This is a genomic window from Mesorhizobium sp. M8A.F.Ca.ET.208.01.1.1 (genome assembly GCF_004791315.1).
GTDB lineage: Bacteria > Pseudomonadota > Alphaproteobacteria > Rhizobiales > Rhizobiaceae > Mesorhizobium.
In genome coordinates this window covers 96,057-119,216 of the sequence record NZ_SRUT01000013.1, presented here as the reverse complement: position 1 = coordinate 119,216, position 23,160 = coordinate 96,057, and the positions used below count along the sequence as shown (strand labels likewise).

Below are 23,160 nucleotides of genomic sequence, written 5' to 3'. Positions count from 1 at the left end.
CCGGCTGACGACCCGTCGCATAGAGCTCGCCATAACCGCCAAAGGCATCGGCCTGCAGAATGCCGCTCCAGCCGGCGAGATGCGCCGCGGGATGTTCGCCTCGACGATCGCGGGAATAGTAGAACACCGCCGCCGGCGGATCGGCGCCGCCGAACGGTCGGTCATCGCGCACATACGTCCATAATCGGCCGGTATCGGTCTTGCCCGTGGCCAGGACCGGCACCGTCGTGTCGTCGCCGTGCAGACGTGAAGCGGCCAGCACATGGGCTTCGAGCCGCTTGAACAGCGGCATCAGCGCCGCGGCGCCGGCGCCGACCTGGTCGGCGAGCGTCGACAGGCTGAGCGGCACGCCTTCGCGGGCATAGCGTTCGGCCTGGCGGTTGAGCGGCTGATGCTGGCCGAACTTCTCGAACAGGATCATCGCCAGCAGGCCGGGACCGGCCCAGCCGCGCGGGGTGGCGTGGAAGGGCGCCGGAGCCTGGCTGATCGTCTCGCACGCGGCAGGTGAACTTCTCCCGCACGTGCTGGATCACCTTCCATTGCCGCGGCACCACCTCCAGCGTCTCGGTGATATCCTCACCCAGCTTGCGCAGCCGATGACCGCCGCAGCAATGGCAAGCGCCCGGCGCCGGCTCGACCACGCGTTCGCGCGGCAGATGCTCGGGAAATGGCTGGCGCGCCGGTCGTTTGCGCACATAAGGCGCCACCTCGGTGGTCCGGGCCGCGGCCTGTTCGGCGGCGATCTCGTCTTCCGTCGCGGTGCTCTCGAGTTCCTCGAAGGTGAGCTCCATCTGGTCGTGCAGGCGGGCTGAGCGTTCAGAACTCTGACCATGCAGCGCCCGCTGCAGCTTGCGGATCGTCAGATCCTGATGTGCGATCAGCGCCGCATCATCCGATGCCTTGGCCCTGGCGACCGCCAGTTCGGCCTCGACCAGCGCAGCGCGCACAGCCTCATCTTCGGCTCTGGCCAGCGCCGCGGTCAGCGCCGCTCTCAGCGCGCCAATATCGTCCGGAACAGCATCCTGGGCGGTGGCAACCATGCCCTGGAGTGAACCATAAAACGCCTCCGCTGACTCGCGGAAAATGGCGCAAAAAAAGAAAAACTCAGCCCGCGCGCTGCGGTCGGAACGTGTGACGCGGGTTGCGCCAATCGATCCCGTCGAGCATGTAGGCGAGCTGCGCCGGCGATATGGAAACCGTGCCGTCCGCCGGCGACGGCCATAGAAACCGGCCCTTCTCGAGCCGTTTCGCATACAGCGACATGCCGAGCCCATCATGCCAGATAATCTTGATCAGATTGCCGCTGCGGCCGCGGAAGACATAAATATCGCGGCATGCGGATCCCGGCCCAACGTCTCCTGAACCTGCAGAGCGAGGCCTTGCATCCCACGACGCAATCGGTCCGGCCGACCGCCAACCAGATCCGCACCTGGCTCGGAACCGGGATCATGAAACACCCAGCGCCTTCACCATCGCCGCCGCCAGTGTCGGCGGCGTGGTCAGCGGAATCCGCAGCCGCACCTTGCCGGCGACCTCCAGTTCGATCACCGCTGGGGATGCCGCCGGCCGCGAAACGGCGACAGGCTCGTCGGGAGCCACGACAACTTCGGCAAAGCCCGTCTCGCGGGCTCTCATCGTGCGGCGCCACTTGTAGATCAGGCTGGTCGCGACATCGTACTGACGCGCCACCGCCGCCACCATGGCCCCGGGCGCGAATGCCGCGGCCAGTATCCGGCACTGATCCGCTTCACTCCAACGCCGCCGCCGCTCCGGCCCGGTCAATAACGTCACATGGCTCATGCTGTGCTGCTAACTTCGCTCGTAAGGACGACCTTAAGAGCGCAGCCCCGCTACCGTGCCATCCTCCCGCAAGGCGGCCTTCGCCGGAGGCGTACTGCAAAAGCAAAAGGCCGCGCCCCTCTTGAACGGCGCCGAAAACGGCGAAATCAATCATCCATGAACGCAACAAGGCACCCAAGGACCGACGCCGCCAGACTATCCCGACATTAGCGAAACCACTGTCCGGGAATTAGCGGAACCCCTGTCCGGCTTTTGCGAAATACGCACACGAGATCCACGTTTCTTTCCCCGCGTGCTGAACACGCGCTGCGTATGGAGCGCGTCGGCGGCGCCGACGTCATACCAGGAATTCACGAATAAGGTTGGCAAATCGATCTTGGAGTCCTCGCGGAGGAACCCAAACCGATCAAACTAAGGGTACTTGGGGTCGCGTGAGACCCAGTCCTCCCAGTCAGTGGGTGGTGCCCCAATGCTCTTGAGAATATTAATGACCAGTAGTGTGGCGAACGCCCGTTTCTACTCCTCGTCGGTCTTAGGTTGCGGGCGGGAACGGTCCTTCCCATGCGATTGATGAAAGTGGGGCACCCACATGCTTAGCTCCAAGGCCCCACCTAGGGCGCGACCCGCACAAGCGCAAGTCTCCCAGACGGTGTCGATCTCCAGACATCGAACCACCCGCCCCCTCCACTATCGCGCATCGATGTGCCGGATGGCACAACTAAGCAAGAAGCACTTGAGTGATTCCAAGCGCGGAGCAACCGTAGGTGCCGACCCGCCCGGTGGACCACGGCCGCGAAGCGATCCAAGACAGTGTGTCGTAACCGTCCGTCGTGCTCGAGCAGGGCGAAATGCCCGCCAGAACAAAAAGTCCACGAAGTTCCTGCACAACTACTGCATAGCCCTGCGCCGCGAGGTCAGAGCCACCGGATTACTGGGTTTGGGCGGACGATAGGGACTCTTGCCGTACTTCGTCCGGATCAGAATCGCCGGCAGCTTCCCGACGTACCCGAGAGGGCGATAGACATCCGTCTCCACCCCATCTCGCATTGGTACACGCAGTCCTGTTTGCAGAACTACCTCATATGCGGCGCCAAGGGTTTCGATGTGCGATGTTCACAACAATCCACAAAAAGAACCTCCTCCGGCAATCTACCGCACCCGCTGCGAATTACTACGCCAATAATACGTTCTCGCATTTCAGACAACGCGGCAGAAAATGCATGTTCCTATTGATGGGATAATGCTCATGTCCAAGCATTCGGCGTTCCCTCGTGTATTTTCTCACAGAGCGCCAGTTGGGTCTTCATTGGCGCTAGCAACTATGCCCGACGGATTCGAGATTTCGGTCCTCTTGGAAACCGACCCCTTCGGATCGCCACTTACTCCACTTCCATGAGCAGACGCTCCGTCGGGGATCGAACAGTGCTGACAACACCAGCCCTCCAGACCCACTGAAATGATTGCGATCTTGCCCTCCTGGATTTGGACGTGGACCACCAGTGCAAAGCCTTTGTTGAGCTCAATTCCCCGCGCTCTCCATACGGCGTTCATTAATTGCGTGTTCCAACCAACCTACCTGCATTTCAGGAACAGAAGACAGCAGGAGGTCGGTATATGCGTCGAATGGTGGTGTGAGCACTTGCGTCTTCGAGCCGTAGCGGACCACCTCTCCGCGATACATAACCGCGATGGAATCCGCGATAGCTTTGACGGTCGCGAGGTCGTGCGTGATGAACAGGTAAGCCACGTCCTCAATCTTCTGTAAGCGAAGCAACAGCTTTAGGATTCCGTCAGCCACGAGCGGGTCGAGAGCGCTTGTTACCTCGTCGCAAATCATGAGCTTCGGCTTTGCCGCAAGCGCGCGGGCGATGCATACCCGCTGTTTCTGCCCACCCGAAAGCTCTGCCGGATAGCGGTCAATGAAGCCCTTGCCCATCTCGATTTCATCGAGCAGTTCGGCGACCCTGGCATCGCGCTGCCTTCCTCGCATACCAAAATAGAATTCGAGCGGCCGGCCGATGATGGTGCGAACCGTCTGGCGCGGGTTCATCGCAACGTCGGCCATCTGATAGATCATCTGCAATTCACGCAGGTCGTCCTTGGAGCGGTCGGCGAGCCTGGGCGCAAGCGTGCGTCCGGCGAAGGTGATGCTGCCGGCGATCGGCGGCAGCAGCCCTGTGATGACGCGGGCGAGCGTCGATTTGCCCGAGCCGGATTCCCCGACCACAGCCAACGTCTGGCCAGGGTGAACCTCGACCGAGACGTCCTGCAGAACTTTCACCGAGCCGCCGCCATAGGCGGCAGTGACGTTCTTCGCAGACAACAGAGGCCTGGGCGTCGGTTCCTTCTCCTCATGCTCGACCGACCGAACCGACACCAGCGCCTTGGTATAATCCATGCGCGGCGCCTCGATGATCTGACGTGTTGGGCCGTGCTCCACCATCTTGCCATCTCGCAATACCATGATCTCGTCCGAGACCTGGGCCACCACAGCAAGGTCGTGGGTAATGTAGAGGGCAGCGACGCCGGTGTCGCGGATTGCGTCCTTGATGGCGGCCAGCACATCAATCTGTGTGGTTACGTCGAGAGCCGTGGTCGGTTCGTCGAACACAATCAGGTCGGGTTCGGAGCAAAGCGCCATCGCAGTCATTACGCGCTGCAACTGGCCGCCGGATACTTGATGTGGATATCGGCAGCCGATGCTCTTGGGGTCAGGCAAGCGGAGTTTTGTGAACAGGGACTGCGCGCGCTTCTCTGCCTCCGCTCGGCTCCCAATGCCATGCAGAATCGCTGCTTCCACCACCTGGTCGATGAGCCGATGGGCTGGGTTGAAAGCGGCAGCAGCCGACTGCGCGACATAGCAGACCTCGCTTCCGCGCACCTTCCGTAAATCTCGGACGCCGCCCTTAAGAATGTCGCGCCCGTTGAGGAATACCTCGCCGCCGGTGATGCGCACGCCCCCGCGGCCGTACCCCATGGAGGAAAGACCGACGGTCGACTTTCCAGCGCCGGATTCACCTATCAGTCCCAGCACCTTGCCGCGCTTCAATTGCAGCGACACTCCGTCCACAATGGTGACGTCGCGCGGCTTCTCGCCAGGCGAATAGACGGTCGCCTGGACCTTGAGATTTCGGATGTCGAGCAGGACGCCGTTGTCGTTCTGGAGCTTTACGGGAGCCTTAGCCGTCATTCCCGTCCCCCCTTGAGGCTGGCGGTGCGCGTGAGCACCCAGTCGGCTATCAGGTTGACAGAGATCGACAGAATGGCGATCGCAGCGGCCGGAATGAGGGCGGCAGGTATTCCGAAGATAATGCCGTCCTTATTCTCTTTCACCATGCCACCCCAATCGGCTTCCGGCGGCTGCACACCCAGCCCGAGGAAAGAAAGCGCCGAAAGGAACAGCACCGAAAAGATGAAACGCAGGCCAAGTTCCGCCACCAGCGGCGATAGTGCGTTGGGTAGGATCTCGTAGAAGATGATCCAGCCGAGACTCTCACCGCGCAACTTAGCTGCTTCGACGAAATCCATGGCATTGATGTCGATCGCAACGGCGCGAGAAAGGCGGTAGACACGTGTTGAACTCAGAACTCCCATAACGAGTATGAGCGTTACGTTGTTGGAGGGCAGCACCGACAGCACCACCAAGCCGAATATCAGCGTCGGTATTGCCATTAGAAGATCGGCGATACGCGACATCAGCGTGTCAATCATGCCGCCAACAACCGCCGCAATGAAACCCAGGATGGCGCCCAGCGAGAAGGACAAGGCGGTGGCCAGGGAGGCGATGAAGATGGTGGTGCGTGCGCCATAGATCATGCGCGAGAGCAGGTCTCGTCCTAAATTGTCGGTACCCAACCAATGCGCGGACGACATCGGTTCCCATACGTCACCCACGACCTCCCCCTTGCCCGCCGGCGCAATCCATGGGGCAAGAAACGCGCAGATCATTAATAGCCCGGTCAGGATTAGGCCGAGCCAGGCTCCGTATGGGATGCGTTTGATGTAAAGCATTTTTCTTTCCTACTTGGGATGCCGCAGCCGCGGATTGGCAACGATCGCCGCAACGTCCGCGACGATGTTGAGCCCGATGTAGACTGCAGCGAAGATGAGACCTACCGCCTGAACCACTGGCACATCGCGCTTGACGACGTGGTCGACGAGATACTGCCCCATACCCGGATAGACGAAGATCACCTCGATCACGACGACACCAACCACGAGGTAGGCCATGTTGAGCATCACAACATTGACGATAGGCGCGATGGCATTCGGAAAGGCGTGCTTGCGTATGAGGTTAAAGGCAGAAAGCCCCTTGAGCTCAGCACTCTCGATGTAGGCTGATTGCATCACGTTCAGAATGGCAGCGCGCGTCATTCGCATCATGTGGGCGAGTACACTAAACACCAGAGCCGTCGCCGGCAGCACAATCGCCTTTAGCTTCTCCAGGAACGGCATGCCGTCATAGACAGTCGATATCGAAGGGAACCACTGCAGCTTCACGGCAAGGAACAAGACAAGCAGATAGCCGACGAAGAATTCAGGCAGCGATGTTGAAGCCAGCGCGAAACCGGAAATAGCCTTGTCAACTGGCCCATCGCGGTAGCGCACCGCCAATAACCCGAGGATTATAGCCAGTGGAACCGACACAACGGCTGCCCAGAACGCTAGGAATAGCGTGTTCCACAGCCGTGGCATCAGGGTGAGCGTGATCTCCTGCCGCGAGGTGAGCGCGGTACCGAGATCGCCGGTCAAAATTCCGCCCAGCCAGTGGAAGTAGCGCACGATGGCGGGATCGTTAAGGCCGAGATCCCGGCGCAGATTGGCGACCGCCTCGGGCGTGGCCGCCTGACCGAGGATCGACTGTGCCACATCGCCCGGAAGGATCTGGGTGCCCGCGAAAATCAGCACGGAGACGGCGAAGAGGAGGAGAATGCCCAGCGCAACACGCTGGGCAATCAGCTTCATAACGGGTGAGTTGATAAGCAATCCGTTCAAGCCTCGAGCCAGCATTGCGTCAAGGCGTAGCCGTTCATCAGCGAGTCGACCCGTCCTACATATCCGCCAACCTGGTCCGAGATCGCGTCGATGAACTGGTTGAACATCGGCACGATGGTCCCTCCTTCATCGCGAACTAGTAGGGCCATCTCGCGATACAGGTTCTTACGCTTGTCCTGGTCGAGTTCGCCGGTCGCTTCGGTGAGCAGCTTGTCGAACCTCTCGTTGAAGAAGTGCGTGTCGTTCCAGGGCGCCGTCGACCGATAGGTGGTTGAGTACATCCAGCCCTGCGTCGCCCGCCCACGCCAATTGGCGGCGCAGAAGGGCTGCTTGTTCCAGACACCCGACCAGTAGCCATCTCCCGGCTCCCGCTTGACCTCGACGGTGATGCCAGCCTTGGCCGCGCTCTGCTGGAAGAGCTGCGCGGCGTCGACTGCGCCGGCAAAGGCAACGTCGGAAGCCCTGAGCAGGATCGAGCCACTATGGCCCGACTTCCGATAATGGAATTTGGCCTTATCAGGATCGAAGAACCGCTGCTCGATGCCTTCGGGGAAGAGTGGATAGGCAGCATTGATCGGGAAGTCGTTGCCGACCGTACCGTAACCGCGCAGGATCTTGTCGACCATCTCCTGACGATCCACGGCAAGCTTGAGAGCCATCCTGAAATCATTGCTATTGAAGGGAGCCGTGTCGCAGAACATGTTGAAACAGTAGTGGCCCGGACCTGAAAGCGCCTCGATTTTCAGACTAGGCAAGTGCTTGATGAGGTCGACGACCTTAGTCTCGACCTTGTTGATCATGTGCACCTGGCCGCCCTGCAGCGCGGAAACGCGGGCTGTGGTGTCATTGATCACCAGGATCTCGACCTGATCGGCGAAGCCCATCTTGTCGGCCTGCCAGAAATTGGCGAATCGTTCGCCCCCATGGCGCACGCCGGGCTGGTTGACGGTCATCCTGTAAGGACCCGCACTAATGCCTTCGGCCGGGTCGTCCTTGCCGCCATTGGGCTGAATGACCAGATGGTAATCTGCCATGAGGTAAGGGAATTCGGCGTTCGGCTCTTTCACAGTGACGATGACGTCGCGCCCATCCGCCCTGATATTTTCGATACCGGCCAAGATGCCCAGGGCGCCAGACTGTGACTCCTTGCTGGAATGGCGTTGCAGCGTCGCGACGACGTCTTCTGCCGTTACGGTCTTGCCGTTGTGGAATTCGACGTCCTTTCGAACCTTGAAGGTCCACACTTTGGCGTCTTTGGATGAACCGATCTCCTCGGCGAGGCGATTTTCCAGTCCCCCATCTGCCTTCAGCGCCACCAGAAACTCGCCCCAGCATTTGCCGAAATAGGACATCAACTCGATGAATTTTGCCGGGTCAAGGGTGTCCGTCGCCGCCCCGCCCACGAGGCCGGCCTTCAGAATGCCGCCCTTTTTCGGCGTCTGCGCCATAGCGGCTCCGGCAAGAAGAGAATTGGCGAATGCAGCACTGACGCCGAGCGCCGTCGCACGGCCGAGAAATTCACGTCGGCTCAGGCGGCCCGCAGCTAAACCGCGGCTTAGATTGTCAAGTTCCTGCGACATCGATTAGCTCCTCTACGTTTGAATCTGTTCCCGGGGCACTGAAAGTGCATCTTTTTGTTTTGGTGATGATACATTTGGGTTTACGCCGCTTTACGCAAAATCGCGCAGCCTTCCGGTACGGAAACTGCGTTTTGACCGCGTTAATGCAGAATTGCGGCGACTGAACGAGATCTGCTCTGTGATTATCAAAGCGAGGACCCGCGGTGGATCATTCGGACAGCTGATTGACTGCCGGAGCGATTGCTCCCGCGTCGCAAGCGCTGGCAGGATATAATGGAGTTCACGTGCTGGCTTACGGTTCAGGCCATGAGCCGGACTGGTCGGTGTTGGTGAGGACGGGACTCACCGAGCAGGCCGTCTGACAAATGCCGAAGCCTCACTCGCTACGGCTAGCGGCGCGCCGCAAAGCCTTGATAGCCTTACCCAGTAAACGACACTCGCGCGGCCGCCCCGCCGGCCCTCGTGCGTGAGATCTGCAGGTGCCCTGCACAACCGACTGGCGGCGCAGTCTCAACGCACTTGAGCAACAGAGGTTGAGACGCTTTTCATTGTCTCAGCGTTTGCTTACGGAAAGGGGTCCCCAGTCTGCTGTTCGATGGGCGAATTGCCCGCAATCCAGGCGACAGTCCCGCCGGGGATTACAACTTGGCTGTAGAGATACCCGAAAATAACACCGGAGGCGCTTGCCTTCAAAGAACTCCGGTCGCCGGACGCAGGATCGAGAATTGTCCCAATCTCTTCGCCTGCCTGCACATGGTCACCGGGGGTCTTCGAAAAAATGACAATCCCAGGGGCATTGGCTCGCACGTAGTCAACGCAGTCGAGCGTCGTGTGGCACGTGACAACTTGCGACGGCGGCTGCGTCGCTCCCTTCAGAAGGCCAACTGCCTCCATGAAGCCAATCAACCCTCGCGCGTCTTCGACCGCAACATCGTCGCGAAGACCCTTTGAGCCGCGATACTCGAGCGTGGCCGACAAGCACTCAGTTATCGGTACGTCTGGAATAATTTCCTGTGCTGCGCGCCACGGCAGAAGGCACGCTGTAGGAAAATCTGTAAGCTCGGGAACGCCGCCAATGGTAGCCACGCTGCCGATGTAGCGAGACAACAGGTCTGCGGCAGAATGCTCGGGATTGGAAACATATGCATAAAGGACCGCTTCGTCGGCGCAGTGAACGTCCAGGACAAAATCTGCGTCGATAGCGAGCGTGAGAAGCACCTGCTTCAGGCTATCGAGTTCGTTTTTTGGAACGAGCGCGGAGACTGCCTTCAGCATCGCACGTTTTACAGCCTCCCTATTCATGGCGAGCCCCTCGCTTCGGAGTGCTTCGAGCTGCACCCCCACCAGAGGGGTCAAATCAGGAAAATTGCGGTTGAAATTACCCCCCAGCCCCAAGTCAGCCCTGCCAGCATGATACCCCTGAATTCTCTGAGATAAACCAATCGGATTGGCACAAGGGACTATGATGATCTCTCCGTTCGGCTCACCCTCCCTTTCTTGGAGCAGTTTCACCAGATGGCTGAGGACCACCATCCCCGGGAGTTCGTCAGCGTGGAGGCCCGCCTGAAAATATATCTTGGGGCCTGAATGACCAACTCCAAAACGGTGAACGGTAACCTGGCGCCGAGTGCCGATCGATGAGGGGACAAGAGGGATATCTTCTACAACAGAATGCATACCGATCTCGTCGTGTTTGGCGGCGAGGTGATCTAGGATAACCCCTGCGCATTAGCTTGCCAGCTCTGGTTCATGCGAGCTCCCGTGGCAAGAATATTTTACAGATGGTCCGCATCTAACTTCTATATTGACCTGGGTTCAGTGGCCTGCCGTCTCGACGATAGTCATCTCTTCGCGTCCGCCGCTGGTTGAAGTGGGTGCTGGAGGAGCCCGGAACAGCGGCCCGTGAAATATCCTCGAGCACTCCGGCTTAGCGTGCGATCAATTAAAACGTCGACCCTCGCCGAGTATGAGAAGAATTTGCGGGCGGCAGTGTGATGTCGAGTGGCGCTACCGCCGTGCCTCAGGCCCTAAAATAATGGAGAGGATCGGCGCTCTTCTGACGAGGCCGGCCGAGGCGTCCCTGGCGGAAACATTCGCCTCCACGCGATCCGCAACATACGCGGAGTGGCTGTGCGGAACATCGCGGCTATCTACTTTAACCGCGGCCGACACTTCCCCGTCCACCGCAGGTGGATTCCAAGGTTGCCGGCAAGAGCGCGTCGCGGTCGAGGCTCAAGCACGCGCTGAGTCCTTTGGACTCGCGCATTTCATTCAGATTGCTTTTGGGGCGGCATGCATCAAGGGCCATATGTTCGATCCCAGCGCGGGGATGCGATACGAACCGACTTTGTCAAGCCTCGAGCCAGCATTGCGAGAAGGCGTAGCCATTCATCAGTGACTCGATCCGCCCGACGTACCCGCCGACCTTGTCAGAGATTGCGTCAATGGCCTGGTAGAACAGTGGCACGATCGTCCCTCCTTCATCGCGAACGATGACGGCCATCTCACGGTATAAATTCTTGCGTTTCTCCTGATCCAGTTCGCCCAGCGCTTCGGCGAGCAGCTTGTCGAATTTCTGATTGTGGAAGTGCGTGTCGTTCCAGGGTGCCGTCGACCGATAGGCTGTCGAGTACATCATGCCCTGCGTCGCGCGCGGACCCCAATTGGAGGCGCTGAAGGGCTGCTTGTTCCAGACATCTGACCAGTAGCCATCGCCCGGTTCGCGCTTCACCTCGATGGTGATGCCGGCCTTATTCGCGCTCTGCTGGAAGAGCTGCGCAGCGTCGACGGAGCCGGGAAAAGCAACGTCGGAGGTCCTGAGTAGGATAGGCCCACTGTGGCTCGACTTCTGATAATGGAACTTGGCCTTGTCCGGATCGAAGGTCCGCTGTTCAATGCCCTCGGGAAAGAGTGGTTGGGACGCATTAATCGGAAAGTCGTTGCCGACCGTACCGTAACCGCGCAGGATCTTGTCGACCATCTCCTGACGATCCACCGCCAGCTTGAGCGCCATCCTCAGATCATTGTTATCGAATGGCGCGGTGTCGCAGAACATGTTGAAAACATATTGGCCCGAAGCCGTCACCGTCTCGATCTTCAGGTTGGGCACGCGCTTGATAAGATCGACGACCTTGGGCTCGACCCTGTTGATCATATGGACTTGGCCGCCCTGCAGCGCGGAAATGCGGGCTGTGGCGTCATTGATGACGACGATCTCAACCTGATCGGCGAAGCCTTCCTTGTCGGACTGCCAAAAATTCGCGAAGCGCTCGCCGCCATGGCGCACGCCTGGCTGGTTGGCAGTTACTTTATAAGGACCTGCGCTAATGCCTTCGGCAGGGTTGTCCTTGCCGCCATTTGGCTGAATGACCAGATGATAGTCTACCATGAGGTATGGGAACTCGGCGTTCGGCTCCTTGAGGGTGACGACGATGTCGCGGCCATCGGCTTTGAGGCTCTGGATCCCCGACAAGATGCCCTGTGCGCCCGACTTAGAGTCTTTATCCGAATGGCGTGCCAGCGTCGCCATAACATCCTGAGCTGTCACAGTCTTTCCGTTGTGGAATTCGACGCCCTGGCGGATCTTGAAGGTCCATACTTTGGCGTCTTTGGATGAGCCGATCTCCTCGGCAATGCGATACTCCAGTCCTCCATCCGCCCTCAGCGCCACAAGATACTCGCCCCAGCATTTGACGAAGAAGGACATCACCTCAATTGCTTTCGCCGGGTCGATGCTGTCCGTTGCCGCGCCGCCTGCGAGGCCGGCTTTCAGAATGCCACCCCTTTTCGGCGTCTGCGCCATTGTCGCGCCGGCAATAAGAGAATTGGCGAAGGCAGCACTGACGCCGAGCGCCGTCGCACGGCCGAGAAATTCACGTCGGCTCAACCTGCCCGCCGCGAAGCGTCGGTTTAGATAGTCGAGTTCCTGGGACATTTGATGCTCCTCCGTGTTTTTCGTCCCTCGCAGCCGAGGACATGACCACTGTTCGACGGTATCACTGAGCATGGAGCGACTTGCGCGATTCCAATGCCCTTGACGCAGGTACCTGGCGTTTTGCCCTCGCCCTACGCAGAATAGCGGCCTGTGACAGGGCAGAGTGGCGATCTAATTATCGCTCTGTCTCTTTGGAAGAAGCTCCGGCCTTGATCTTGGTTGCTGGCCGGGAAAGCCTGTCACGACGGCGCCTCGTCGACGTTTTGGGCTATCTGCGATGTGGCAGTGGCGCTGGAGACCCAGCGGCTCTGGAGGGGTTTATGCCCCCTGTCGACTCCGGCCGATCAAGCACGGCTTAGCCGCAGTGGCTATGTCTTCAGTCTGCGACGAGAGTTGACATGAGAATACGCAGATCCGATAGCTGGTCTAACTGCTTAATCGTAGCAAGCGCGCGGGCGGTGTTGGCGGGACTCAGCACGGATCTTGCGCAGTCCTTGAATTTGGACACAAACTCATCTTCCTCCATCGGGTTCTTCGGATGGCCCCGCATGTATTGCACCGTTTTATCGATCACCCGCCCGTCCTCGAGCGAGATTTCAACCCGGGCGGCAGCGCAGAAGCTTCTCGGGTTGGGGCTGGTCAATTCGGGATCGAAGTCGAGCTTTGAAATGTTCATCAGCCGCTGGATGATTGGATCATCGACCACTTCTTGAGAGAATTCGGCGAGAGACACGCGCCCCCACGCCAGCGCGACCGCAGAACAAAACTCCATACTGAACTTGCCCTCCATAGGCGTTTGAGGGGCATGGTACGCCAGGTCACCACCCACTCCCGGAGCAAACACACATCGGATAGACCTCACGTGTTCAGGTTGGATGTTGTGGCGATCGCGTAATTCGAGAATAGCGTCGATGGCCGAATGGGTGTCGAGGCAGGACGGATACTTTTTGAAGACAATACCTGGCTCTCGGATATCAAACGGATTGCCGAGGAGCGAAGTGACGTCGGTGGAACGCCCCCCCTGCAATATGTACGTGTGAAGAAAGCCGTTTGTGCCTTCGACCGCATTGGGACTTGCGGTTGCCCCTGCTGCAGCCAAAAGCGCCGCCTCCAAGCCGTCCCTCGCTGCAAAACCGCAATGCATCGGCTTTACCATCGAGCCGATATTCACACGTATTCCGGCTACACGGGAGGCGGCAATGCCGATGGCGGTAGCTGTATGTTCTGCGTCGAGTCCGAGTATCTTAGCGGCTCCGGCGGCAGCGCCAAATACCCCGAGTGCTGCGGTGGCGTGCCAACCGGATTGATAAAGCTCGTAACCAGCAACGCGGCCGAGCTTTGTCATCACTTCAATGGCAGCGGCATAGGCGAGAAGGACATCTCTGCCCGACCGATCTGTCAGTTCAGCAGCCGCCAAAATGGCCGGGAGCGCGGGCGCAGTAGGGTGCCCGCACATCGGGTCGCTTACGTCGTCAAAATCGCAAGCGTGTGCCATCACGCCGTTGGCGAGCGCCGCGCCGAGCGCGGAGCTTTGAACGGAATGGGCAAGAACTGTTGCTCTTTTATCCTCACCGGCTTCGGGCACTATGGTGTCGAGCACCATCCGGGTTACCGGCTCCCTTGCACCCGCAATCACGCAGGCCAAGCAGTCCATGATCCCGAATTTCAGAGTTGTAATGTCGGTTGGCGAGAGGGCGCCAAATTCCAGCCCGCTGACAAACCTTCCTATGGCCATAGACAGAGAGGCAGCACCGTTAACATTCGAGTTCATAAGGATTGCCTATTTCGTTATCAGCTCTTCTCAGTGATCAATTTCGCTCGGGAGCTACCTGCCGCCCACCAACAGCTCGAATAGCGGTGCCAAAGTGGGTTGTTCATCGAGGTGTTTGATGAAGTCGCCGATCGACCCGAGTTGTCTCTCGGAGAACGGAACCATGGACATCTCGGCGCAAGCTTTTAATTTCCGCACACCATCAGCGAGCGAAGCCGGATTTTCCGGGTGTCCGAATGCCTTGTCGACTCGGATGAAATGTTCCGCTCCGGCTTTTAGCCTCACTTTGACCGTCACCGGCGAATTGGAATAGAGGCCGTGCGTGCGTTCAATCTCCGGATCAACTTCAATTTTAGTGAGCGCCATGATCCGGCGAACGGCCTGGTCCCCGAGCATATCAGGAAGGAAATCGCGAATTACAACTTCGCCGCGTTGGGCCGCGACAGCAGTGGCGTATGGCAGGCTGAAACGCGCGACGACCGGATCCTTCGGATCCCATTTTTGATCGCGCGGCTGCACCACAAAATCCTCGGCGAGACGATTCAGTCCGAGCTCGATTGAGACAATTTCATCGCCAGTGAATTTGTACTTCTGCCGCAATTGCAGAAGTCCGTCGATCGCAGGATGTACGCATTTGCAGGCCGGCCACGGCTTGAAGCTGATGGAAGCGTTCACATACTCATTCCCGAGTTTGTCCATAAGCAAATCAAGATCGTAGGCGGGTTCGAAAGCCTTGTAGAAGCCATACCTCCCCAAAAACGGATCCCGCGGTCCGTTTAAGCCCACCATTGCTGATAGGGCTGACTCCAGTCCAGCACGTGCCCGCAATCCCTGCTGCAGCGAGACGGTGTGGGCAGCCTCTTCGTACATTTGCAATTCTCCAGCAGCGTGCGCGTAAGCGATTCCGAACGCATTGCGGGTTTTTTCTTCGTCAAGCCTCAGCAACCTGGTGCTGACTGCAGTTGCGCCCCAGACCGCGACCATATTGTCGCGTCCTGTCTCTATGGCATTGGTCGTCACGCTGCGGGCAAGGCGAATATGCAAATCGATAGCCGTCGCGACTGCGGAGAGCAATTCGCTTCCGGTAATGGAAGGGTCACGTTCGGCGAGTGCGAGCGCCGGCGGCACGTCATAGGCGCTTGCGTGGCAGCCGTTGATACAGAGCTCATATGTCTCATCAAAATCAAGGGCTCTGGCCGTCGTCGCATTGACCAGGGCCGCCAGGCTGGCGGGGAGCTTCTCTCCGGAAATCCAAACCGTACATTCTGGCCTGCCGCCCGACAACGCACCCAAGTCGCGAGAGAAGCGGGCGATAGGATCATTCGATCCGCCGATCGCGCACGCGATCGTGTCAAGGATTGAAAGCTTCGCACGTACTATCGCTTGCTCAGGTATCGCCTCCAGATTGGAATTGAGAACATGCCTAATGAGTTGCGTTGTAACGTCCATTGCCATTACCTCCAAGCGATCTGGATCGAGAGCCCTAGCGCGAGCTGTCCATCGGCTGCCTCGACACTGGCAGATGAGAGACGATCTCGTGTCGATCCGTCCCCACAACAAAGCTGAAGCTGTCAGCGCTGTTTAGATGTAGGGCCAGTAAGGACGCGCTTTGCATAAATCGTGCCTGTTTCGAGCAGGAAAGCTGCGTTTTTCTATGGTCTCGCGCGCAACCCGGATTACTGAGGATTGCTGAACGCCAGCGGATACCCGGCTTTTGGTTCCGAGTACGCGTAGTGCTGCCCCCCAGGAACGCGACCTTGCTGCAGGCGCATGACCAAACGCGCAGCGTTCATCCAACGATTTCGTCGGGCTGCCCCGGCATTTGCGAGTGCTTGCGTTGCATGTTTTTTCTGAGCACCCGCGGTTGAAGGAGCTTCACCGCATACGTGGTGTGGCCCGCAAGGCAACATCATGCTGATGCAGTTCTCAAGCGGGTGTGCCGGTGCTGATCGGCAGCGGAGACAACCGAATTGCGGCCATCGCCCCGGACGATGTTCGCAGCTGGGGCACTGATCTCAGCGCAGTTCCTAAGCCTACAAGTGTAGCCGGCAAAAGCGAAGTCATCGATGCAGCCGACAGGCACTTTTTGCGGTCAGTCTGATGAGAGAGTCGAGATAGGACGCGTCGCCGCCCTAGATCGCACACGACCGACGAACCGCGATGGCTATCAAGTTGATGCGCTTAAGACCACAAAGTGCCGGCGTAAAACTGGAAGCGGGCGCATACTGCCCTTATTCTTCAATAGGCAGAGCCAATGACGCCTTGATCCGATCCATTACGACCATCGTCTTGACTGCTTTGATATCGGACTCATGAAAAAATCGGCGGGTAAATGCCTCATACTCAGCCATGTCTTGGACAGAGATCAAGAGAACGAAATCGGCTTCACCCGTTACATAGTACGCACTCATGATCTCAGGCGTGCGCCGGACCGCTTGCTTGAACCGATCAATTATATCTACCCGCTCACGCTCGAGACTGATCGACGCCAGCATGAGCATGGGACGACCCACGGCTTGTGGCGAGACTATCGCAACGTCAGCCTCGATCACACCTTCATCACGCAGTCGCTTCAGTCGCCGCTGACAAGCGGTCGCAGAAAGGCCCGCAAGTTCGCCCAGTTCGGCTGTCGTCAGGCGATTGTCGCGCTGCACTGCGTTGAGAAGCTTACGATCAACTCGATCCAGGTCCATTTGATGATCACTGCAAAAAAGGGAGATTTGCGCAGAAAAACTGCTTGGCTCCCCCGATATTAGCCTGAGTTCCACAAGGATCAAGCCATAAAATGATCCGATCAGCGAAAGGCAATTGCCTCCCGGTGGTGAACCTCTTGTCCTTGTAAGTTCGGCCGAATGTATGATCGTCCGCAAAGTAGCTCGACGACTTCTCAATCAAGGCATTTTCGTTGCCCACAACTGCAGAAATGGGCGTCCTGAGTAGGTTTTGCGCTCTTTACCCATGAACACGGATCTGATGATGAGCATGACAAGCCATTTTCTTCCTTTGGACGTCCTTCGGCGGGAATTTCCAGCCACCAAAAGCGCCATTTACATGGATGTTGCAAATCAGGGGCTCATATCCAGAACCACCCGAACGTCCATGGATCAGCACCTTGACAATAGACTGAACGGCTTGAATGACGAGGAAGGAATGATGCAGCTTGTCGAGCAAACACGCTCCAGATTTGCTCAATTCATTGGGGCCGAAAAGGACGAAATCGCTGTTACGAAGAATGCATCGGAAGGCATTAACATAATCGGAAACGCGATTCCTTGGAAGCCCGGAGACAATGTTGTCCTGTGCCGCCAATTGGAGCACGCAAACAACATCCTTCCTTGGCTGCAACTCAGGGACAAGCACGGAGTTGAGCTGCGGATTGTAGAATCTGATAACGGCGCAATCCCGTGCGACGCTACTATCGATCAAATCGACTCGCGCACCCGTATCGTTACAGTATCGACTGTCACAATGGTGCCAGGTTTCAAGACAGTGATGGAGCCTATAGCCGAGGCTTGCAAGCGTCTTGGCGCCTTTCTTTTGGCCGACGCCTCCCAATCAGTTGGCATCCTCCATACCGATGTCAAACTGCTTGGCGTCGACGGTTTGGTGGCTTCATCTTACAAGGGGTTGATGGGCCTCTATGGGTTGGGATTTCTATATTGCCGCCGGGAATGGGCGGATCGCCTAAGCCCTGCCTACCTCGCCCGCTTTAGTGTCGATTTGGGCGACGCACCAGAGTCGGCTCCAATATTCGATTCGGTAAAATTGCGCGCCGGCGCGCCCCGTTTTGAGATTGGCCATTTCAATTTTCCCGGCGTCATAGCGGTCCACGCTTCCATCGGACAGCTGATGGAAATCGGCACGCCCGCCATTGAACAAAGCGTAACATCGGTTGCAAGGCGACTGGCGTCGGGCCTCCTAGACCTCGGGCTACCGGTCTGCGGCGGAACGCCAGGGGATCACACCGGAAGTATCGTTGCTCTCGGAGATCCAGCACCTAGTTCGGGAAAAGCCGATAGCCGCATTCAGTCGCTACACGAGCATTTATTGAAAAACCAGGTGATCGTCTCAGCACGCCGGGGAATGCTGCGCTTCTCGCTACATTTATACAACACAGCAGACGAGGCTGACCGAGTTGTCGGCCTGGCAAAGAACTGGCTGGCATAGCCGCAAGCTTGCGTTCTCAAGGAGGGATAGGAGTATTTATGTCGTCCATCAGCACACAAACGGTAGAGCTTCTCAAACAACTCATAAAAATTGAGAGCATCAACCCTTCAGCGTCGGCAAAGGGGAGCGGTGAACAAAAGGTCGCTGAGTTCCTCGAGGCCTTTTGCCGAGAGCGTAATCTGCCCTTTGAGTATCAGGAAGTCACCGACGGCCGCGCCAACTTCTTCACCTGGGTTCCTGGGCAGGAGCCCGACAAGCGTGTCCTGTTCATATCCCACATGGACACGGTGCCGGTTGATAATTGGGAGGCAGATCCTTTTTGGCCGGACGAACGGGATGGTCGGATTTATGGGCGAGGAAGTTGTGACGATAAGGGTCCGCTCGCGGCAATGCTCATGGCTCTTAGCACCCTGGGGCACCGTAAGCCACGATACACGATTGTCCTGGGTGCAAGCGTCGACGAAGAATACCGAAAGAAGGGGGCGCGAAAAATCGCTCAATCAGGTGTATCCTACGAGGCCGCAGTGGTCGGTGAGCCCACTGACTTGGAGCTTGTCGTTGCACATAAAGGATCGGTCCGCTGGCAGGTTGAAGTGGAGGGTGTGCCCGCTCACAGCTCCAAGCCCCATCTCGGAGTGAACGCGATCACAGGAATGGCCAAGGTTATCTTGGCGCTCGACAAGATTAATGAGACTTTATCCCAACGCGTGCACCCCCTGGTCAGCCCCCCGACCCTCACGATCACGCTCATCGAAGGGGGGGCGGAATTGGCGACGGTACCGCCATCCTGCCGGGTGTGGATCGACCGGCGGCTCATACCGGGAGAGCGACCGGCGGACGCGCTCCAGGAGGTAGAAAACATCCTGGAGGGCCTGCGCCAGGGTCCCGATAAGATCAAGGTGCGCTCGCTGCTACCCGCTCTGGAAGATCCAGCTCCCCCGAGTGCGGAAGCCACAAAAATCGCCGCGGTGGCGGCAAAGGCCTGTGCTGAAGTTGCCGGAACGGGCCAGCACCGCGGAGTTCCATATGGGACGGATGCAAGTCAGCTCTCCTTGGGAGGTATTCCCTGCGTTATTCTTGGACCTGGCAGTATTGATCAGGCTCATACTGCCAACGAGTACGTCGAGATTGATCAATTGGCCAAAGCGGTCGACATTTACCAAAAGATCATGCTTACCTACTAGGGATCACTGGCACTATCACGAATAGCTCCCGCGATGACTTCGGCTTCGCGGGACTACGTCCTTAACGGTCGACTTTCAATCCGTATCAAGCCACTTACACATGATCTCGCCGATGCCGGATGATCATTTCTGACTTCCGATGCGGCAAGAGGCTGGCGCGTACTCTTCACCTGAATCGGACCATGAGGCCGCAGATGTTGGCTGCGAAGCCCCCAGCCGACAGATCCGTCCCAATGCGTGGGTCGATATCGTTCATCTTGGTGCTTATGCCGACCGGCGAACTATGCCCAGTGAGCAAGTTTTTACCAACACTTTCCTCAACGTAGCGGTAGCTGGATCGGCATAGCTTAGGCTCTCTCCGTCCCAATTGACGCGAAGGAGAGGACACATGAACGCAAGTGACTATCTGCAACGCAGCACGCTGTATCGGAAGCTGATCCACGGGCCATATGGCGAGTTTGCACGCGTTTATGCGGGCAGATTGTCGGACGAAGGCTTCGGTCGGCAATGCACCTGGCGATCACTAAGCCTATTTCGTGAGCTGAGAGACTGGCATGTCAGTAACGGGCACGATCTCCGGGATTAAGCGAAGTTCATGTTGAGCGGTTTCTGGAGCACCGTTCCAAACACTGGAGCATCGATTCGGGCGACCGATCGACGCTTCGGCGCTTGCTTGCCGCGTTACGGCAAGAAGGTTTGATACCAACCGCCCTTCCGATTGAGCGCACGGAGTACGAGCAGATTGTTGATGTGTTCGCGGCTTACCTCACGAAAGAGAGAGGGCTCGCCGCCTCGACGGTGGAAAGCCACAAGCTGCTCTCACGCCGATTTCTGCAGGAGGTCTGTCCGGCTGGCGCAGATGGGTTTGCGGCGCTCACCCCGGAGATCGTCATCGGTTATGTCGAGCGACATGCTCTCGATGGCTCCGCCGACAGCTGCAAGGCGATGTGCGGGGTGGTGCGCGCCTTCCTGCGCTATTTGCATCTGAAGGGCTTCATTTCGGTGGCCTTGGCCGACTGTGTGCCGTCGATCCGTCGCTGGCGGCTTGCAGGCCTACCAACCTTCCCGCCACCACAGAAGGTTCAGGTGGTTCTCGATGCCTGCGATCGGACCACGGCATTGGGGCTTCGCGACTATGCGGTTTTGATGGCGCTGGCTAAGCTCGGCTTGCGCGCCAGCGAGGTTGCCGCGCTCAGTCTTGACGATATCGAGTGGCAGTCGGGCAGTGTCCTCGTCCATGGCAAGAGGCGGCGGCAAGCGATGATGCCGCTACGCCACGACGTCGGTGCGGCTATCGTCGCCTACATCCGGCATGGCCGACCGGCTTCACCGTGTCGCCGGTTATTTCTGCGAATGCTGCTCCGCACGTCGGCTTTGCCTCAGGCTGCGCCATCACGATGATCGCGAAGGAGGCCCTCGAGCGGGCGGGTATTCACGGCTATGCGCACCACGGCGCGCACCTCTTCCGCCACAGCCTTGCGACCGACCTGCTGCGGTCGGGGGCCAGCTTTGCCGAGATCGGCCAGTTGCTTCGTCACCGGAGCGTCGACAGCACAAGGATCTATGCCAAGCTCGACATCGAGAAGCTGCGCGAACTGAGCCTGCCCTGGCCGGGAGGTGTCCAATGAGCCGTCTTCGAACAGCGCTCGAGCGCTATGTGGGCATGCGCCAGGGATTGGGATACAAGTATCATGGCCCCGCTCGACGGTTGTCGGATTTCGTCACCTTTATGGAGGCTCGCGGCGCCGAGACCGTCACCACGGCGCTGGCGATGAAGTGGGTGACCTTGATCGGCCGACAACCGAGCTGGTCCATCCGCCTGACCGATGTGCGCTGCTTCGCTCAGCACCTCGCTCATTTCGACCCCCATGACGGAAGTGCCACCTCAAGACGTTGTGCCGCCGGCGCGGCGTGCAAAGCCCTACATCTATACCGATGCTGAGATCACGGCGCTTCTGGCGGCGGCACTGTCGCTGCCGCCGGCCAACGCCCTGCGTCGCTGGACATATCATTGCGGTCGCCGGGCTCCGCCATTCCGAAGCGCTCGACCTGCGCGGAGAGGACGTCGATCTCGACCAAGGTATCCTCACCATTCGGGAGACGAAGTTCGGCAAGTCGCGGCTGGTCCCGCTCCATGCCACGACGGTCGCCGTGCTGTCGGACTATGCCGCGCGACGCGACGCCCATCTCGTCCCGCCTCGTAGCCCCTATTTCTTTGTCGCCGAGCAGGGCGGCAGATTGCTGCACCAATACGTGCACCGGGTATTCTGGCAGCTGTCGCGACAGATCGGTCTGCGGCAGCGGGGGCAGCGCAATGGTCCGCGGATTCACGATCTTCGTCACCGTTTCGCCGTCCAGGCCCTGACCAACTGGTATCGTGCGGGCGAAGATGTCGAGCGGGAACTGCCGGTCCTCTCGACCTTTCTCGGCCACGCCAATGTTCGCGACACTTACTGGTATCTATCCGCCGCGCCGGAGCTAATGACCCATGCCGCGCGACTGCTGGATGAGCGGTGGGAGGTTCGCTGCTGGCCGTGCTGATCGAGCGGTGGTTCACCGATCGGCTCATGCGACATCGAGGCGTAAGCTCCAACAGCATCGCCACCTATCGCGACACCGCCTGACTGTCTCTCCGGTCGACCGCTCACCAAGAACAAGGCCAACATACCCCATGAGCTGGCGCGGGCTTTCGAAACGGCGCACGTCGCCAATCTCGGTAGCAAACGTCACGGCAACGATCAGATCCACACCACGTAATGTCTGCAGCGCCCGCACGACCGGCGCCAGCGACCAGGCTGGAACGAACTCCTCGATCACACGCTCAAGCCGCTCGGCCCGCTCTTTCGAGATGCGAACCGCCTCGACCATCTCCTGGAGTGCAAACTGATGTGCGGGATGATCGAACTGCTGCGCCTGCAGCCAGCAGAGATAGCGCATCGTCCAGGCCTTTTTGCGCGGAAAGATACGTCCGTGCTTGAGCATGAAGGCGCTCACATGCTGCCGGTGGACCCGAAGTGTCTCAACTGCGGCCGCCCGGGCGCGGACGAGATCCCGCATGGCTTCGTGGCCTTCATCGGGAACCCATACCGCCGTCAGTTCGCCAGCGCGCAGCAACCTGGCCAATCCGAGGGCATCCCGGCGGTTTGTCTTCACGCGATCGCTGGGCTTCCTCGGAATCAGCGACGGAGCGACTACGGTGCATCGTGACCCAGCGAACGGATCAGCCGATAGAGACCATAGCCGGTCGGGCCGGCCTCGTAGCAGAAATGGACGCGATCGAACCTGTTGCCGATCCGCTGGATAACTCGGCGCATGCTCTCATCCGAGGCGTCGACCTCGCCGATGAAGCGAACTTCTCCCTCCCGGCCGGCATCCGCAATCGCGATGGCGTTCCTAAGCTTTGCGACATCGATTCCGACAAATGCTTCCCTATAATCTGACACGGCTCGTCCTCCTGTGATGAGGATCGGCTCGGCCCGCCCGAGCAACCCTCGGACGCGCAGTGTAGGGCGAGCCACCTCACCGGCAGAAGCGGACATACGGTCTTACGGCGAAGCGGAAAGCTCGACAAGCGCTTGACTTCAACACGCCGAATAGAGAAGGGCGAGCCACCTCACCGGCAGAAGCGGACATACGGTCTTACGCTCCGCTGGCTCCTCGGGGCACGGGAATGGGGCGTCGATACCGAGGGGATTCATCAACCGCTGCCGAGCGAATGCCGACCAATGG

General features: G+C 58.8%; 16 protein-coding genes and 3 pseudogenes. 6 read left to right on the top strand and 13 right to left on the bottom strand.

Annotated elements, in window-relative coordinates; translation table 11 throughout:
- A pseudogene (locus EN851_RS32250) lies at positions 1 to 920 on the bottom strand (IS66 family transposase); the annotation flags it as partial.
- On the opposite strand from EN851_RS32250, the gene EN851_RS37460 reads away from it, so the two are divergent.
- Entirely contained in the window at positions 831 to 1,052 is a 222-nt protein-coding gene (locus EN851_RS37460) for a hypothetical protein (protein ID WP_245520863.1), read from the top strand. The pseudogene EN851_RS32250 and the gene EN851_RS37460 sit on opposite strands and share 90 nt — an antisense overlap.
- 52 nt (positions 1,053 to 1,104) lie before the next feature.
- Here EN851_RS37460 and tnpB read toward each other — a convergent pair whose 3' ends face one another.
- From tnpB to EN851_RS32190, 11 genes are all read right to left on the bottom strand, one after another.
- On the bottom strand, positions 1,105 to 1,284 hold the full coding sequence (gene tnpB / locus EN851_RS37455) for a transposase (RefSeq protein ID WP_245520861.1): 180 nt from the start codon (positions 1,282 to 1,284) through the stop codon (positions 1,105 to 1,107).
- 162 nt (positions 1,285 to 1,446) lie between these two features.
- Entirely contained in the window at positions 1,447 to 1,800 is a 354-nt protein-coding gene (locus EN851_RS32240) for a transposase (RefSeq protein ID WP_135930849.1), read from the bottom strand.
- 1,519 nt (positions 1,801 to 3,319) lie between these two features.
- On the bottom strand, positions 3,320 to 4,990 hold the full coding sequence (locus EN851_RS32230; RefSeq protein WP_135930847.1) for an ABC transporter ATP-binding protein: 1,671 nt from the start codon (positions 4,988 to 4,990) through the stop codon (positions 3,320 to 3,322).
- Positions 4,987 to 5,811, bottom strand: coding sequence for an ABC transporter permease (locus EN851_RS32225; RefSeq protein WP_135930846.1), 825 nt, complete (start codon positions 5,809 to 5,811; stop codon positions 4,987 to 4,989). The genes EN851_RS32230 and EN851_RS32225 overlap by 4 nt, the downstream gene beginning before the upstream one ends.
- 9 nt (positions 5,812 to 5,820) lie before the next feature.
- Positions 5,821 to 6,780 carry an ABC transporter permease gene (locus EN851_RS32220; RefSeq protein WP_135930859.1) on the bottom strand — a complete coding sequence of 320 codons (960 nt, stop codon included), beginning with the start codon at positions 6,778 to 6,780 and terminating at the stop codon, positions 5,821 to 5,823.
- Positions 6,781 to 6,791: 11 nt separating this feature from the next.
- Positions 6,792 to 8,375: an ABC transporter substrate-binding protein gene (locus EN851_RS32215; protein WP_135930845.1), complete on the bottom strand. Its 1,584-nt coding sequence runs from the start codon at positions 8,373 to 8,375 to the stop codon at positions 6,792 to 6,794.
- A 564-nt stretch (positions 8,376 to 8,939) separates the two neighbouring features.
- Positions 8,940 to 10,052 (bottom strand): succinylglutamate desuccinylase/aspartoacylase family protein, encoded by a 1,113-nt coding sequence (locus EN851_RS32210; RefSeq protein ID WP_135930844.1) that lies wholly within the window; start codon positions 10,050 to 10,052, stop codon positions 8,940 to 8,942.
- 673 nt (positions 10,053 to 10,725) lie between these two features.
- Entirely contained in the window at positions 10,726 to 12,309 is a 1,584-nt protein-coding gene (locus tag EN851_RS32205) for an ABC transporter substrate-binding protein (protein WP_135930843.1), read from the bottom strand.
- 376 nt (positions 12,310 to 12,685) lie between these two features.
- Positions 12,686 to 14,080, bottom strand: a complete 1,395-nt coding sequence (locus EN851_RS32200) for an MmgE/PrpD family protein (RefSeq protein WP_135930842.1) — start codon at positions 14,078 to 14,080, stop codon at positions 12,686 to 12,688.
- Between the two features lie 54 nt (positions 14,081 to 14,134).
- Positions 14,135 to 15,529: an MmgE/PrpD family protein gene (locus tag EN851_RS32195; RefSeq protein ID WP_135930841.1), complete on the bottom strand. Its 1,395-nt coding sequence runs from the start codon at positions 15,527 to 15,529 to the stop codon at positions 14,135 to 14,137.
- Positions 15,530 to 16,311: 782 nt separating this feature from the next.
- The gene (locus EN851_RS32190; RefSeq protein WP_126057703.1) at positions 16,312 to 16,773 is read right to left on the bottom strand and encodes an Lrp/AsnC family transcriptional regulator; all 462 of its coding nucleotides are present in this window, start codon (positions 16,771 to 16,773) and stop codon (positions 16,312 to 16,314) included.
- Between the two features lie 283 nt (positions 16,774 to 17,056).
- On the opposite strand from EN851_RS32190, the gene EN851_RS32185 reads away from it, so the two are divergent.
- The 5 genes and pseudogenes from EN851_RS32185 to EN851_RS32170 all read left to right on the top strand — a co-directional run bounded on the left by EN851_RS32185 (position 17,057) and on the right by EN851_RS32170 (position 21,972).
- Positions 17,057 to 18,247 carry an aminotransferase class V-fold PLP-dependent enzyme gene (locus EN851_RS32185; RefSeq protein ID WP_245520856.1) on the top strand — a complete coding sequence of 397 codons (1,191 nt, stop codon included), beginning with the start codon at positions 17,057 to 17,059 and terminating at the stop codon, positions 18,245 to 18,247.
- 38 nt (positions 18,248 to 18,285) lie between these two features.
- A complete protein-coding gene (locus EN851_RS32180; protein ID WP_135930840.1) occupies positions 18,286 to 19,431 on the top strand; it encodes a M20 family metallopeptidase in 1,146 nt (381 codons plus the stop codon).
- A gap of 696 nt (positions 19,432 to 20,127) precedes the next feature.
- Positions 20,128 to 20,832 (top strand): tyrosine-type recombinase/integrase, encoded by a 705-nt coding sequence (locus tag EN851_RS37780; protein WP_281041112.1) that lies wholly within the window; start codon positions 20,128 to 20,130, stop codon positions 20,830 to 20,832.
- Complete coding sequence (locus EN851_RS37775) at positions 20,829 to 21,059, top strand: tyrosine-type recombinase/integrase (protein ID WP_281041111.1); 231 nt, start codon at positions 20,829 to 20,831, stop codon at positions 21,057 to 21,059. Before EN851_RS37780 ends, EN851_RS37775 begins: the two co-directional genes overlap by 4 nt.
- Positions 21,056 to 21,972: pseudogene (locus EN851_RS32170) on the top strand (tyrosine-type recombinase/integrase). The gene EN851_RS37775 and the pseudogene EN851_RS32170 overlap by 4 nt, the downstream one beginning before the upstream one ends.
- A 75-nt stretch (positions 21,973 to 22,047) precedes the next feature.
- Here EN851_RS32170 and EN851_RS32165 read toward each other — a convergent pair.
- Positions 22,048 to 22,970, bottom strand: a pseudogene (locus tag EN851_RS32165) (IS110 family transposase); the annotation flags it as partial.
- Positions 22,971 to 23,160: the final 190 nt, after the last annotated feature.